Genomic DNA, 14388 nt, shown 5'->3' on the forward strand with positions numbered 1-14388 from the left:
GCGCGACACGGAGCGGGGCCGTGGGGGCTCCCGAAGAGGCGGGCGCCTGTGGGGCGGGCGGCGTCGGGGACGCCCGGCGAGCGGAGGAGGCGGAAGCGTCGTACGGGGCGCAGGCGGGGCCCGTGTACGGCGGCGTGGGCGCTCCGTGGTCGTCCGAGGCGCCGCCCGCTCGCGAACCGCCGTACGCCCCGTGTACGGCGCCGGGCGGGGCGACGGGCCGGTCTGGCGGGGCCGGGTCGGCCGCCGGCGGTCCCTCGCTCGGCCGCGTCACGTCAGCCGGCGCGGGTTCGACTTCCGGGCCGCCGCGGGCGGCGCGCCAGGGCCCCGCGGTGCCGACGGCCGGTGGGGCGGCATGGACCCCGCCGCCTGGCGCGCCGGGCTCCGCCCCGTGAGGTGCTCCGTGGTTTCGCGCTCCGTGCTCCGTGTGGGGCTCCGTCGGGGGTCGCGGCGGCAGTGGCTCCCGTGGCGGCTCGGAGTGGTGCGGGCCGGGACGCGGCCGGCCGTGGTTACCCATGTCCCCGGCCCGATCCCGGGTTCTCGCCGGGCTCCGGCACCTCCGCGAAGGCGTCGGGGCGGTGCAGCGAGCGCAGGCGGTTCAGGGGCCAGCCGATCCAGTCGGCCCGCCCGATCACCCGCCCGACGGGGACGAAGCCGCCGCCCGGGGCGCCGAGGCGGTCCCGTGAGTCCCGCGAGGCACTGCGATGGTCGCCCATCACCCACAGCTTCCCCTCGGGTACCACAACGTCGAAGGGGACGTGGGACGGGGCGTCTCCGGGGTGCAGGTAGTCCTCGTCCACCGGCTGGCCGTTCACCTTGATCCTCCCCCGCTTGTCGCAGCAGGTGACCCGGTCGCCTCCGACGCCCACCACGCGCTTGACGTAATCCGTCTCGGCGGGTTCGGCCAGCCCGACCGCCGCGGCTGCCGAGCGCAGCAGCGACGTCACGGGGTTCTTCGACGAGGGTTCCTCCTCGAAGGAGTCGGTGCCGTCGAAGACCACGACGTCGCCACGCTGCGGCGTGTCACCGAAACGGTACGCCAGCTTGTTCACCAGCACCCGGTCCCCGACCTTGAGGGTGTTCTCCATCGAGGTGCTGGGGATGAAGAAGGGCTGCACGACGAAGGCGCTCAACAGCAGGACGCACGTCACACACGCGGCGGCCAACAGCGTCGTGCGGCGCCAGGGGCCGCCGCCGGTCAGCCACGACAAACGCGAGGAGCGCGATCGCGGCTCCGGACCCGCTAGGGGGTCGGGAGAGCGATCGCGCTCCGAAAGCTGTGCGTCGGTGTCCATCGGGCCCAGAGCCTATCCGGCCAACCTGTGACCGCCCGGCACCCGCCCGGCTCAGTTGTCGCGCTTCTCCTTGATCTTCGCGGCCTTGCCACGGAGGTCACGGAGGTAGTAGAGCTTCGCACGGCGGACGTCACCGCGGGTCACGAGCTCGATCTTCTCGACGATCGGGGTGTGCACGGGGAAGGTGCGCTCGACGCCGACGCTGAAGCTGACCTTGCGGACGGTGAAGGTCTCGCGCACGCCGGAGCCCTGGCGACGGATGACGACGCCCTTGAACTGCTGCACACGAGAGCGGTTGCCCTCGATGACGCGGACGTGGACGTTGACCGTGTCGCCGGGGCGGAAGGCCGGGACGTCGGTGCGCAGCGACGCGGCGTCGACGTTGTCGAGAAGGTGCATGACCGTCTGCTTTCTTCGCTGATGCCACAGGTCATCAACGGGATGTTGGAATGATCGATGAGTGTTGTCGCTGGCCGGCGGCGTCGTTCCCCCTGTGGCAGGGGCGCACGCTAGGTGGACAACAGCGGCCTATTCTTCCACGGCCGGGCCCGGCGGCCCAAATCGGCCGTCCGCGCGCTCCTGCCAGCCCAGTGCGGCCAGGATGGCGCGGTCGCCCTTGTCGAACGCCGCGGGGTCGCAGCGCTCGATGAGGTCGGGGCGGTGACGGGCGGTACGCCGGAACGCCTCGTCCCTGCGCCACCGGGCGATCTTCCCGTGGTGTCCGCTGACCAGGACGTCGGGGATGCCGCGCTCCCGCCACTGGGGCGGCTTGGTGTAGACGGGGCCTTCCAGCAGGTCGGCCATGGCGCCGGGCGCGAAGGAGTCGTCACGGTGCGATTCGGCGTTGCCGAGCACACCCGGCAGCAGTCGGGCGACCGCCTCGGTGATCACCAGCACGGCCGCCTCGCCGCCGGCGAGCACGTAGTCGCCGATGGACACCTCGTAGACGTCGAGGCGCTCGTCGTACTCGTCGATGACGCGCCGGTCGATGCCCTCGTAGCGAGCGGGGGTGAAAACCAGCCACGGCCGCTCGGAAAGCTCCGTCGCGAGGGCCTGGGTGAAGGGCCGCCCGCTGGGTGTCGGTACGACCAGGACGGGGCCGGCCCCGTCCCGCTCCGTCCCGGAGTCGAGCACCGCGTCCAGGGCCTCGCCCCAGGGCTCGGGCTTCATGACCATGCCCGGCCCGCCGCCGTACGGGGTGTCGTCCACCGTGTTGTGCCGGTCGTGCGCCCACTGCCGCAGGTCGTGTACGCGTACGTCGAGCTGGCCACGGGCACGCGCCTTGCCGACCAGCGAGACGTTGAGCGGCTCCAGGTACTCCGGAAAGATCGTGATGACGTCGAGCCGCATCAGGCGCCGTCTCCGCCCCGTACGGACTCGTCCGCGTCATCCAGCAGTCCCGGCGGCGGATCGATGATCGCCCGCTGCTCCGTAAGGTCGATCTCCGGAACGATCTCGGTGACGAACGGCACCATCACCTCGCCGCCGTCGGGGCGCCTCACGATGAGCAGGTCGTGGTGAGGCAGGTGGGAGATCTCCGCGATGCGGCCGACGAGAACTCCCTCCACGGTCACCACGTCCAGGTCGACGAGCTGGTGGTCGTAGAACTCCTCGGGGTCCTCGGGGACCTCCTCCGGGTCGACCTCGGCGATCAGCAGGACGTTGCGGAGCGCCTCGGCACCCGTCCGGCCGCTGACGCCGGCGAAGCGCAGCAGCAGGCGGCCACTGTGGACGCGGCCCGTCTCGATCGTCAGCGGCCCTACCGCGGCGGGCTCCGTGGCCAGTACGGAGCCGGGCGCGAGCCGCAGTTCCGGCTCGTCGGTCCGTACCTCGACCGTGACCTCGCCCTTGATGCCGTGGGCGCGGCCGACGCGCGCGACTACCAACTGCACGATGCGTTTCCTTCTCTGCCGCCGCGCGAGCTACGCGGGGTGGGTGTGGATCGAAAGGACGGGGAGCGGGCCGGGCTCCGAGGGCCGGACAGGGCACGGAGCCTCGCTCTGGCGCCCCGTACGCGTGGCGAGCGCGGCTCGGCGAGCCGAGCGCGCGGGCCACGGAACCCGTCGGACGGGGCACGGGGACGCCGGACGAGGCCGACCGCCTACCTCACGGTAACGCCGAACGCGGCACGGGCCGGGGACGGCAGATAGCCGTCCCCGGCCCGTGCCGGTGCTCACTCGCTCTTCAGCGAACCTGATCCACGTCGACGAGGTCGACCCGGATGCCTCGGCCGCCAATGGCGCCCACGACGGTGCGCAGAGCGCGCGCGGTGCGGCCGTTGCGGCCGATCACCTTGCCGAGGTCGTCGGGGTGTACCCGCACCTCAAGAACGCGCCCGCGGCGCAGGACGCGCGAGGCGACCTGCACGTCGTCGGGGTTGTCGACGATGCCCTTGACCAGGTGCTCGAGGGCTTCCTCGAGCATCCTCAGGCCTCGGTCGACTCGGTGGACTCAGCGGCCGGGGCCGCCTCGTCCGACTTCTTGTCGGCCTTCTTCGCCTTCGGGGTGATCGCCTCACCCTTCGGCTCGTCACCGGCGTCCTTGGCGGCGGCCTCGAACAGCGCGCTCTTGTCGGCCTTCGGCTCGGCGACCTTCATCGGCTCCGGGGCCGGCAGGCCCTTGAACTTCTGCCAGTCACCGGTGACCTTGAGGATGGCCGCGACCGGCTCGGTCGGCTGCGCGCCGACACCCAGCCAGTACTGCACGCGCTCCGAGTCGACCTCGATGCGCGAGGGGTTCTGCACCGGGTGGTACAGGCCGATCTCCTCGATGGCCCGGCCGTCACGGCGGGTACGGGAGTCGGCGACGATGATGCGGTAGTGAGGCGCGCGGATCTTGCCCAGACGCTTCAGCTTGATCTTGACTGCCACGGGAGTGGTGTCTCCTGGTCTTGACGTGGTTGAGCACTACGAGGTGCCGCGTGGGGTTGCGGTACTCGAGTGCCCGATGGACGCGTCAGCCGGAGGAGAGAGGGGTCCTGTTCGACTGTCGAGTACAGCTCGCTATTGTGCCACACCGTGGCAGGTCAGCCGACCGCGACCACCTCGGGGATACGGAAGGGCTTCCCGCATCCACCACACATGATCGGCGCCTGGGCCAGCACCGACGGGACGACTCTCACGTTGCGCCCGCAGTCGCACACCGCCTTGACCCGCACCCCGCCGCCGGACGACCCGTGCCGCGCGGCCGGGCCACGGAAGCTGCGGGCGGTGTCGGAGGCGGTCGCCACGGTGTGCGCCTTCAGGGCGCGCTGCAGCCGCTCGATGGTCGGGCGATAGCGCTTTCTCGCCTCCGGGTTCAGGGTGACCAGCGAGAAGCCGCTGCTCGGGTGCGGCTCCTCGGCGTGGTCGAGACCCAACTCCTCGGCGATCGCCAGGAATCGACGGTTGTGGTAGCGACCGGCGCGCGACGTGTCACGGATACCGCGGGCTGCGGCAATCCCGTGCACGGCCTCGTGCAGCAGCCGTTCGAATGAGAGCTCGTGGCCACAGGCTGACGACGACTCTCCGATCAGGGATTCGGGCGCGGCGAGATCCGGCAGCTCGGGGTGGTGCCGTTGAATGTCGGCCCACGCCAGCGCCAGCTCCGCGGCGAGAACAGGTGGTGTCGTGCTCACGTCGTGACAACGAGCGGTGGCGTCCGGGTGTTCCGATTCCGGGCATCCCAAATAATTTGCACGTACCAGTCGGTTCACGCTGATGCCTCCTGACGAGGGCGGGTGCGCAGATCTGCGGAGGAGCGGCGCGGTGCGCGTCAAGCCGGTACGTACCGGTGCGTACGCCCCAGCGTCCGAACCGGGCCCGCACCCCGGCCAGCACCGTGCGCCCGCTCCGTGCGCCGCGTGGCGCACCGCCCTGGCCCCGTCCGTCACCGCGCGCCGTGCACCATGGCCCTCGCGGCCCCGCGTGCCGCCCCGTCGCCGCGGGCCATGGCGTCCTCCGGTCGCGCCGCGTGGGCGGCGTGACCGGAACCCGGACGTGGAACCCGCACCGATCGATCCCCCTCGTCGAGGGGCCCGCCTCAGTACGCGCGGGCGACGATGGCGACCGTACCGGGAGCGTCGTCCGCGTCCGGCACCGAACCATCCTCGGCGATCAAACACCGTACGGACACAGCCTGTTCAGCCAGTTTGGCCTCACCCTCGGGGCCGAGGTCGGCCCACGGGATGCGCGCCCAGCCACCCGCCGTCGCGGCCTGCGCCGCCTCGTCGAGGGTGGCCGCCTCCGTGGTACGGGCCTCACGGCGCTCGCGGGACTGCTGGAGCAGGAGTGCCTGATCGGCTTCGAGGATCGCCGGCAGCGTCTCGGGCAGCGTCTCGGCGCGAACCGGCTCCTTGCCCCCGGGGATGCGCCGGGCGAGCATGGCGGTGCCGTTCTCGAGGTCGCGCGGACCGATCTCGATCCGCACCGGTACGCCCTTAAGCTCCCAGTCCACGGCGCGCCGCCCGAAGGGAATGTCCACCCGGTCGTCGACCTGGACCCGGATGCCGGCGGCGGTCAGCCTGTCGCCCAGCGCGCGCACGGCGGCGACGGACTCCTCGCCCTTGATCGCCAACACGACGGCCTGCACGGGCGCGAGCCTCGGCGGCACGCGCAGTCCGCTGTCGTCACCGTGCGACATGATCAGGCCACCGACCATGCGGGTCGAAACGCCCCAGGAGGTCTGCCAGACCAGCTCCCGACCGCCGTCGGCCGAGAGGTACTGGGTGTTGAACGCCTTGGCGAAGTTCTGGCCGAGCTCGTGGCTGGTGCCGAGCTGCAACGCCTTGCCGTCGCCCATCATGCCCTCAAGGGTGAGGGTGTTGATCGCCCCGGCGAACCGCTCCTTGGCGGTCTTGCGCCCCAGCACCACGTCGATGCCCAGGACGTTCACCATGAAGTCGGCGTACACGTCGCGGTGGATGCGTGCGGCGTACTCCCGGGCGTCCTCGTACGTGGCGTGCGCCGTGTGCCCCTCCTGCCAGAGGAACTCCGAGGTCCGCAGGAACACCCGCGGGCGCATCTCCCAGCGGACCACGTTGGCCCACTGGTTGATCAGCAGCGGCAGGTCACGGTAACTCTGCACCCACTTCGAGAAGTACTCGTTGATGATCGTCTCGGACGTGGGGCGCACCACGACCGGCTCGTCGAGCTCCTTGCCGCCACCGTGCGTGACGACCGCGAGCTCCGGCGCGAACCCCTCGACGTGCTCGGCTTCGCGGGTCAGGTACGACTGCGGGATGAACAGGGGGAAGTACGCGTTGGCGGCGCCCGCCGCCTTGATCCGGTCGTCCAGCTCCCGCTGCATCCGCTCCCAGAGCCCGTACCCGTACGGTCGGATGACCATGGTGCCGCGCACGGGGCCGTTGTCGGCCAGCTCGGCCTTGTTGATCAGATCCTGGTACCAGCGCGGGAAGTCGTCCGCCTGGGGCGTGAGTACGGGAGCCTTTGCCATGGCGCAGATCGTACGGGGCGAGTAGCGCGGAACGTGAATCGCGGCCCCGCCCCCCGCACCGGGACGGCTCGACGCGTGCGGCGGGATGTCGCCCCGGCAGGCCCACCGCCCCAGGCTCCGTACGCCCCGCCGCACGGGGCACGGGGCACGGGGCACGGGGCACGGGGCACGGGGCACGGGGCACGGGGCACGGGGCACGGGGCACGGGGCACGGGGCACGGGGCACGGGGCGAGATTGTCTCGCTGGCGACGCGGGGGCACGGGGTGTGCGGGAGGGCTGCGGGACAGAGGGCGAGAACGGTACGCCCGTCCGGGCGCGACAGCGCCGTGGCGCCGCGTCTACGCGGGGCCACGGCGCGGGCGGCCCTGCCGCCTGTCGTGCGGGTTCCTGCTACTGCTGGGGCGGCAGCATGTCGCGGAACTCCTTGGGCAGCTCGAACGAGCTCGCGTCCTTACCCGCGCCCGGCAGGCCGAACGTGTCGCCCTGCGCGGCGCCCGCGCCGGCGCCGGCGGCTCGACGCTCGGCCGCGGCGGCCTCATCGGCCTTGCGCTTCATGGGGTTGCCGCTGCGCTGCTTGCCCTTGGCCTTCTTCTGCGGCTTACCCTTCTTCCGCTGGCCACCGCCCATGCCAGGCATCCCGGGCATGCCCGGCATGCCGCCGCCCTGGGCCATCTTCGACATCATCTTGCGCGCCTCGAAGAAGCGCTCGACGAGGTTCTTGACCGCGCTCACGTCAACGCCGGAACCGCGCGCGATGCGGGCGCGGCGCGAGCCGTTGATGATCGTCGGCTCCTGCCGCTCGGCCGGGGTCATCGACTTGATGATCGCGGCCGTGCGGTCGACGTCCTTCTCGTCCAGGTTGTTGATCTGGTCCTTGATCTGCCCCATGCCCGGCAACATGCCGAGCAGCTTCGAGATGGAGCCCATCTTGCGGACCTGCTCCATCTGCGCCAGGAAGTCGTCGAGCGTGAACTCCTTGGGGCCCTTCGCCAGCTTGGCCGCCATCTTCTCGGCCTCGGCCTGGCTGAAGGTCTGCTCGGCCTTCTCGATGAGGCTCAGCATGTCGCCCATGCCGAGGATGCGGGACGCCATGCGGTCCGGGTGGAACGCGTCGAACTCGTCCAGCTTCTCGCCGTTGGAGGCGAACATGATCTGTCGGCCGGTGACGTGCGCGATGGACAGCGCGGCGCCACCACGGGCGTCGCCGTCGAGCTTGGAGAGCACGACACCGTCGAACCCGACGCCGTCCCGGAACGCCTCCGCGGTGTTCACCGCGTCCTGGCCGATCATCGCGTCGACGACGAAGAGCACCTCGTCCGGGCGCACCGCGTCCCGGATGTCCGCCGCCTGGCGCATCAACTCCTGGTCGATGCCGAGACGTCCCGCCGTGTCGACGATGACCACGTCGTACTGCTTGGACTTGGCGAACGCGATGGAGTCCTCGGCGACCCGCACCGGGTCACCCACACCGTTACCCGGCTCGGGCGCGTAGATCGCGACACCGGCGCGCTCGGCGACGACCGAGAGCTGGTTGACGGCGTTGGGGCGCTGGAGGTCACATGCGACGAGCAGCGGCGCGTGGCCCTGGGTCTTCAGCCACCGGCCGAGCTTGCCGGCGAGGGTGGTCTTACCGGCGCCCTGCAGGCCGGCCAGCATGATGACGGTGGGCGCGGTCTTGGCGAAACGCAGGCGGCGGGTCTCGCCGCCGAGGATGCCGACCAGCTCCTCGTTGACGATCTTGATGACCTGCTGGGCGGGGTTCAGCGCCTGGGAGACCTCGACGCCGAGCGCCCGCTCCTTGACCTGCTTGATGAACGCACGGACGACGGGCAGGGCGACGTCCGCCTCGAGCAGGGCGATACGGATCTCGCGCGCCGTGGCGTCGATGTCCGCCTCGGACAGGCGCCCCTTGCCCCGGAGGTTCTTGAACGTCGCTGCGAGGCGGTCGGAGAGGGTATCGAACACGGCGGTCGCGAGTCCTTCTTGTCGAAGTCGATTCGGCGGTTGACCCCCAAGGGTATCCGCCCGGTCCGGCGTGGTCTGCCCCGCTGTCCACGGTCACCTCCCGCGGCCTCGACGGGAGCGGCCACTCGGGCGCCGCGTTCGGCGTCCCGTCCGACAGGTCACGCGCTGGCGCCCGAAGCGCCGGTCGGACGCTTCACGAGGGCCACCGTGCCCACAGTGCCTCATCCGCGGAGCGAACGTCGACCCGCCCGCCGCGCCCAAGCAGACGGGCCCTCGCCCGGTGCCTCCCGTGCCTCGTGCGGGATTCACCGCCCCGCACCCCCACGGGGCCGCCGCCCCGTGCCCCGTGCCCCGTGCCCCGTGCCCCGTGCCCCCAAGCAGGATCACCGCCCCGTACCCACCGCAACACCGCCCCGTGCTCCGTGCCCCCGTGCCCCGTGCCCCGTGCTCCGTCGGTACGTGTACCGCCCCGCCGTGCGCGTCGCTCGCCGCCGGCGTGCGCAGGGCGACTGGCCCGTGCGGCTCGGGCTCAGCGCAGGGCACGCTCCAGCGTTCGTGCCAGGCTCGCGGCCCGTGCCGCCGACAACGGAGCCCCGGCGGTGTCGGTGACGTAGAAGGTGTCCACCGCATGGGCGCCCAACGTGTCGATGTGGGCGCTGCGCAGGGTCACCACCGCGCACTCCAGCGCGCGGCTGACGCGGTGCAGCAGCCCCGGCGCGTCCTGAGCCCGGACTTCGAGCACCGTCGCCAGCGGCGAGGCGTCGGGCACCACGGTCACGCGCGGCGAAGGCGCGAGGGCGCCACGGCGGGGCGGGTACGCGTTCTCGCGCTCCGCGAGCTTCGTGGCGATGTCCAGTGTGCCGTGGAGAGCGCGGATCAGGTCGTGGCGCAGCCGCTCGGCCTGGGGAGGGGCTCCGTAGGCGACGGCGACTCGCCAGGTCAGGAGCGATACGGCGGCTGGCCGCGCGTTCGCGGTCGGGCCCCGCCCGGCCGGGGTGGCCCGCCTGCTCCAGCCACGCCGTAGCCGAGGGGTGGTGACCAGGGCGGCTGGTATCCGGTGCGGTGAGGTCGCCCGTGCTGCGAGTCGTCCGGTGGCCGCTCCGCCCGCCGGGCCCGTCTCCCGCCCCTCCCCCCTCCTCGCAGGGCCCTCTCCCGAGGTCGGCGGGGGCGGCACGGCGCGGAGGGCGGCGGAGCGCACGGTCAGGCCGTGGAGGGCGAGCACTCCGGCGACGACAGCCAGGGTGTCGGGTCCGGCGGGTGCGGCGATGAGGAGCTCGAGGCCCACGGCCTCCTGTGGTGCGCGAGCCTGGGCCGCCAGCGGAAGGACGTCACCGACCGGCTCCGCTCCGGCGTGCGGGCGTGCCGTGGCGGCCGGGTGTGGCCCCGTAGGGCGGTGTAGGGCGAGCGCGGGTTCGCCGGTGTGCCAGGCTTGTACAGCGAGCCGCTCCTGTTCGGCGGGCGGGGGTTGTGCCGTGACACGGGGCGCGGTGTGTTCGCCCGCGAGGTAGGCCGTGACACGGCGCACCAGATCGGCCACCAGCGAGGCGCGCCAGGCGCTCCACGCGGCGGGCCCGGTGGCGGTCGCGGCGGCTTCCGTCAGCGCGTGCAGGAGTTCCAGGGTGGGACGGCTGCTGACGGCCCGGGCGACGGACCGCACCGTGGCGGGGTCGTCGAGGTCACGCCGGGTGGCCGTCTCGACGAGCAGCAGACGGTGGCGTACGAGCGTGGCGAGGGTGGCGGCGTCGGATGCGCCCAGGCCGATACGCGCAGCCGTGTCGCGGGCGATGGTCTCCCCCGCCACGGAGTGGTCGCCGGGCCAGCCCTTGCCGATGTCGTGGAGCAGGGCGGCGAACAGCAACAGGTCGGGGCGACTGACGCGATGACCGAGCGCGCTGGCGTGCGCCGCAGTCTCGATCAGGTGGCGGTCGACCGTCCAGCGGTGCGCCGGATGGCGCTGTGGACGGCACCGTACCCGCTCCCAGTCCGGCAACAGCTGACTGATCAGCCCTTCCGCCTCCAGTGCCTCCCACACCGGTACCAGGGCCTCGCCGGCCCCGAGCAGGGCGACCAGACGCTCGCGCGCCTCGGGGGGCCACGGCGTGGGAAGGGGCTTCGCGTCGGCCAGCCGGCGCGCCGTGTGGGGAGGCAGGCGCAACCCCGCCTGGGCGGCTGCGGCGGCGGCCCGCAGGGGCAGCACCGGATCGCGGTCGGGACGGGCGGCGCGGGCCAGGACGGCCTCGCCCTCGTACTCGACCACTCCCTCCGCGAGCGGTGTCGTCCGCGCACCGTCCGCTGAGCGGGCTCCGTGCCCCGTCGCGTGCGTGCCGTGCCCCGTGCCACGAGGCCGCCCACGTCGCCGAGGGCCGGCCCCGTGGGTCCGCAGTACGCGTTCGACCTCGCGCCAGGTGACGTCGGCGGCGTACGCGATCGTCCCGGCCGATGCGTAGACCTGGCGCAGGAGGGCGTCGGCGTTCGGCAGGTCGAGGCGTGCCGCCACGGGGCCCTGGTCCTGGAGCGCCAGCCGCGCCGTGGCCCGCCCGGTGACCAGGTGCAGCGTGTCCCGTACGTCGAGCAGCCGGTGGCACGCCCGCTCAAGTCCGGGGCGGGGAGCGTCCGCGAGCCAGGACGCGGCGACGGCTCGTAACGCCGTGACGTCGCGCAGGCCACCGTGGGCCTCCCTGAGGTCCGGCTCCAGCAGGAACCGCAGTTCGCCATGGCGCCGTGCCCGCTCCTGGCACAGCTCGTGGAGTTGGGGCAGTAGTTGCCGCGCGCTGGCGCGCCAGTCGGCGAGGGCGACGGAGCGCAGCCGCGCCGTCAGCGCGGCGTCGCCCGCGACGTGGCGCGCGTCGAGCAGAGCGAGGTGCGCCCTGAGGTCGCGCGCCGCGGCCGTGCGCGCCTCCGCGAGGGTGCGTACGGAGTGGTCGAGGGGCAGGCCCGCGTCCCAGATCGGGTACCAGATCTGGTCGGCGAGGTGGGCGAGCGCCGGGGCGTCGAGGTGGCCGTCGTGCAGGAGCACCACCTCCAGGTCGCTGCGCGGGGAGAGTTCGCCGCGTCCGTACCCTCCGACCGCGACGAGCGCCACGCCGCGCACTGTCGCCGGCCGTCGAGCGTACGCCGGCACGGGCCCGGCGGGCGGCGCGGTTGCCGCGAGGTGTGGCGACGGGGCGGTGGCCCCGGGGCGTACGGCTGACAGTTCGGTGGGGTCGCGGTACCCGGGTGGCGCGGCGGCGCGCCCGTCGTGCCCCACGCTCCGTGGACCGTGCCCCGTCCGCTGCACGTGTGGCGCCTGGTGGCTCGCCCCTTCCGCGCCTCGCGTCGCCTGCTCCGTCCGCCCCGTGGCTCGCCCCTCCGGCCCCGCGCCCCGCTCCGCCGTGTCCCACGGCTCTCCGGCGCCCCGTGCCCCGTGCTCCGTCCACCGCGCGTCGCCGCGTGCTCCGTGTTCCTCGGTGCCCCGGGCCCCGTACGGAGCGGGGGAGCGCCGCGTGGCCCGCACCCCGTGGGGCTCCACCTGCCGCCCCGTACGGTGCACGCCGTCGCCCACGCCCCGTGCCCCGGCCTCCTCGCTCGGCGGCCCCGTCATTCCGGCGTCGGGCCCGTCGTCGCTCCGGGTGTCGGTGCGTGGTGCGCGACCCCGTTCGTACCGGGCTGGTCGTCGGGGTGTGGCGTCGGCGTGGGGCGCGGGCCGGGTCGCCCGGGTCAGGAGGGAGGCCAGCCAGGCATCCGTGAGGTCGGACAGCCTGGTCCGGTGTCGCTGGCCGGGTTGCCCGTGCCGCTGGAGGAGGCGGAGGCGGGCGGCCGCGTGACCGTCCAGGTCGGGGGCGGCCGGCGCTGCCGGCTCCGTGGTCGGACGTTCGGTCAACTCGGGCTCCGTTCCGGGGTGGTGGCGGGTGGCCGCGCCGCTCCTGGACGTCGCTCCATCGGCCGCGACCGGTGTACGGGGCGGGTCCGGGTGACGTGTCGGCCCCGTCCCGGCGCGCGGCCGGTCACGGCGCCGTGGGCTGCCTGCGAAAGGGGCGGGGGCCCGGCGCGGGTTCCGCCTGGCGCCACGGTCCTACAGGGCGTCCGGGCCGCGTTCGCCGGTGCGTACGCGGACGGCCGTCTCCACCGGGACGCTCCACACCTTGCCGTCGCCGATCGTGCCCGTGCGGGCGGCCTCCACGACGACCTCGATCAGCGCCGCCGCGTCGGCGTCCGCCACGAGGACCTCGACGCGCGCCTTCGGTACCAGGTCCAGGGTGTACTCGGCGCCCCGGTACACCTCGGTGTGGCCCCGTTGGCGTCCGTACCCGCTGGCCTCGGTCACCGTCAGGCCCTGGACGCCGAACGCCTGGAGGGCCTCCCTGATCTCGTCCAGCCGGTGGGGCTTGACGACCGCGGTGACGAGCTTCACGCGTCCACCTTCGCGTCGTTCGGCCGCAGCACCGTGGCGGCGTCGGGTCGGGTGTCGGAGTCGGCGGGCACCGTGGTGCGGTGGGGGTGCGTGACGGCGACGGGGCCGAGGTCGTAGGCCGTCTCCGCGTGGAACGCCTGGTCCACGCCGCCGACTTCGTCGTCCTGTGTGGCCCTGAAGCCCATGGCGGCGTCCACGAGTTTGGCCAGCAGCCACGAGGCGACGAAGGAGAAGGCGAGCACGGCGAACGCGCCGGTGGCCTGCTTGCCCAACTGGGTGAGCCCGCCGACACCGTCGCGGGCGAGCAGCCCGACCAGGAGCGTGCCCACCAGCCCGCCGACGAGGTGCACGCCGACCACGTCGAGCGAGTCGTCGAAGCCCAGCCGGTACTTCAGGCTCACCGCCCAGGAGCAGACGGAGCCCGCGACGACGCCGACCAGCAGCGCGCCCATCGCGTCCACGTGGGCCCCCGCCGGGGTGATGGCGACCAGTCCCGCGACGGCGCCGGAGGCGGCGCCCAGGGTGGTGAACGCGCCGTGCCGTACGCGCTCGTACGCCAACCAGCCGAGCATCGCGGCGCCGGTGGCGACCTGCGTGTTCAGGGCCATGGTGGCGGCCGTGCCGTTCGCGGCGAGCGCGGAGCCCGCGTTGAAGCCGAACCAGCCGAACCACAGCAGCGCCACGCCCAGCATCACCAGCGGCAGGCTGTGTGGGCGCATCGGGTCGCGGCGGAAGCCGATCCGCTTGCCGACGACGAGCACCGCGGCCAGCGCCCCGACGCCGGCGTTGATGTGCACCGCCGTGCCGCCGGCGAAGTCGATGACCTCCAGTCGGAACAGCCAGCCGTCCGCCTGCCACACCCAGTGCGCGACGGGGAAGTAGACCAGGCTCACCCACAGGGTGACGTACACGGCCCAGGCGCTGAACTTCACCCGGTCGGCCAGCGCCCCGCTCATCAGCGCGGGGGCGAGCGCCGCGAACATCAGCTGGAACAGGGCGAAGGCGAAGACGGGGATGCCCTCCCGGCCGCCCGTCAGCGTCGCGGCGTCCACGCCGCCGAGCCCGACGTGGTCGAGGTCGCCGATCAGCCCTCGGCCCGTGTCGTCTCCGAAGGCCAGCGCGTAGCCGTACAGGACCCACAGCACGCTCACGATGCCCATCGAGATGAACGACATCATGAGCATGTTGAGCGCGCTCTTGACCCGCACCATGCCGCCGTAGAAGAACGCGAGGCCGGGGGTCATCACCATCACCAGTGCGGCACTGATCAGTACGAATGCGGTGTCTGCGCCGTTCAATGTCGACGT

12 protein-coding genes are annotated in these 14388 nt (G+C 73.1%); all 12 read right to left on the reverse strand.

The window, feature by feature from the left end:
* Window positions 1-506: 506 nt before the first annotated feature.
* On the reverse strand, window positions 507-1292 hold the full coding sequence (gene lepB, locus ACFVFR_RS03975) for a signal peptidase I (RefSeq protein WP_383697853.1): 786 nt from the start codon (window positions 1290-1292) through the stop codon (window positions 507-509).
* Window positions 1293-1343: 51 nt separating this feature from the next.
* The gene (gene rplS / locus ACFVFR_RS03980; protein WP_383697855.1) at window positions 1344-1691 is read right to left on the reverse strand and encodes a 50S ribosomal protein L19; all 348 of its coding nucleotides are present in this window, start codon (window positions 1689-1691) and stop codon (window positions 1344-1346) included.
* A gap of 129 nt (window positions 1692-1820) precedes the next feature.
* On the reverse strand, window positions 1821-2642 hold the full coding sequence (gene trmD, locus ACFVFR_RS03985; protein WP_383697857.1) for a tRNA (guanosine(37)-N1)-methyltransferase TrmD: 822 nt from the start codon (window positions 2640-2642) through the stop codon (window positions 1821-1823).
* Window positions 2642-3184 (reverse strand): ribosome maturation factor RimM, encoded by a 543-nt coding sequence (gene rimM, locus ACFVFR_RS03990; RefSeq protein WP_383697858.1) that lies wholly within the window; start codon window positions 3182-3184, stop codon window positions 2642-2644. The genes trmD and rimM overlap by 1 nt, the downstream gene beginning before the upstream one ends.
* Before the next feature lie 292 nt (window positions 3185-3476).
* Window positions 3477-3716 (reverse strand): RNA-binding protein, encoded by a 240-nt coding sequence (locus ACFVFR_RS03995; RefSeq protein ID WP_176164356.1) that lies wholly within the window; start codon window positions 3714-3716, stop codon window positions 3477-3479.
* A 2-nt stretch (window positions 3717-3718) separates the two neighbouring features.
* Entirely contained in the window at window positions 3719-4162 is a 444-nt protein-coding gene (gene rpsP, locus ACFVFR_RS04000; protein WP_383697860.1) for a 30S ribosomal protein S16, read from the reverse strand.
* A 155-nt stretch (window positions 4163-4317) separates the two neighbouring features.
* Window positions 4318-4908 (reverse strand): hypothetical protein, encoded by a 591-nt coding sequence (locus ACFVFR_RS04005; RefSeq protein WP_383698056.1) that lies wholly within the window; start codon window positions 4906-4908, stop codon window positions 4318-4320.
* Window positions 4909-5312: 404 nt separating this feature from the next.
* Window positions 5313-6725, reverse strand: coding sequence for a proline--tRNA ligase (gene proS / locus ACFVFR_RS04010; protein WP_383697862.1), 1413 nt, complete (start codon window positions 6723-6725; stop codon window positions 5313-5315).
* Window positions 6726-7116: 391 nt separating this feature from the next.
* On the reverse strand, window positions 7117-8691 hold the full coding sequence (gene ffh / locus ACFVFR_RS04015) for a signal recognition particle protein (RefSeq protein WP_383697864.1): 1575 nt from the start codon (window positions 8689-8691) through the stop codon (window positions 7117-7119).
* A gap of 529 nt (window positions 8692-9220) precedes the next feature.
* A complete protein-coding gene (locus ACFVFR_RS04020) occupies window positions 9221-11812 on the reverse strand; it encodes a [protein-PII] uridylyltransferase (RefSeq protein ID WP_383698057.1) in 2592 nt (863 codons plus the stop codon).
* A 930-nt stretch (window positions 11813-12742) separates the two neighbouring features.
* On the reverse strand, window positions 12743-13081 hold the full coding sequence (locus ACFVFR_RS04025; protein WP_383697866.1) for a P-II family nitrogen regulator: 339 nt from the start codon (window positions 13079-13081) through the stop codon (window positions 12743-12745).
* On the reverse strand, window positions 13078-14379 hold the full coding sequence (locus tag ACFVFR_RS04030) for an ammonium transporter (RefSeq protein WP_383697868.1): 1302 nt from the start codon (window positions 14377-14379) through the stop codon (window positions 13078-13080). Before ACFVFR_RS04030 ends, ACFVFR_RS04025 begins: the two co-directional genes overlap by 4 nt.
* Between the last annotated feature and the right edge of the window lie 9 nt (window positions 14380-14388).

Origin of the sequence: Streptomyces sp. NPDC057702, from assembly GCF_042799315.1 — a bacterium.
Classification (GTDB): Bacteria; Actinomycetota; Actinomycetes; order Streptomycetales; family Streptomycetaceae; genus Streptomyces.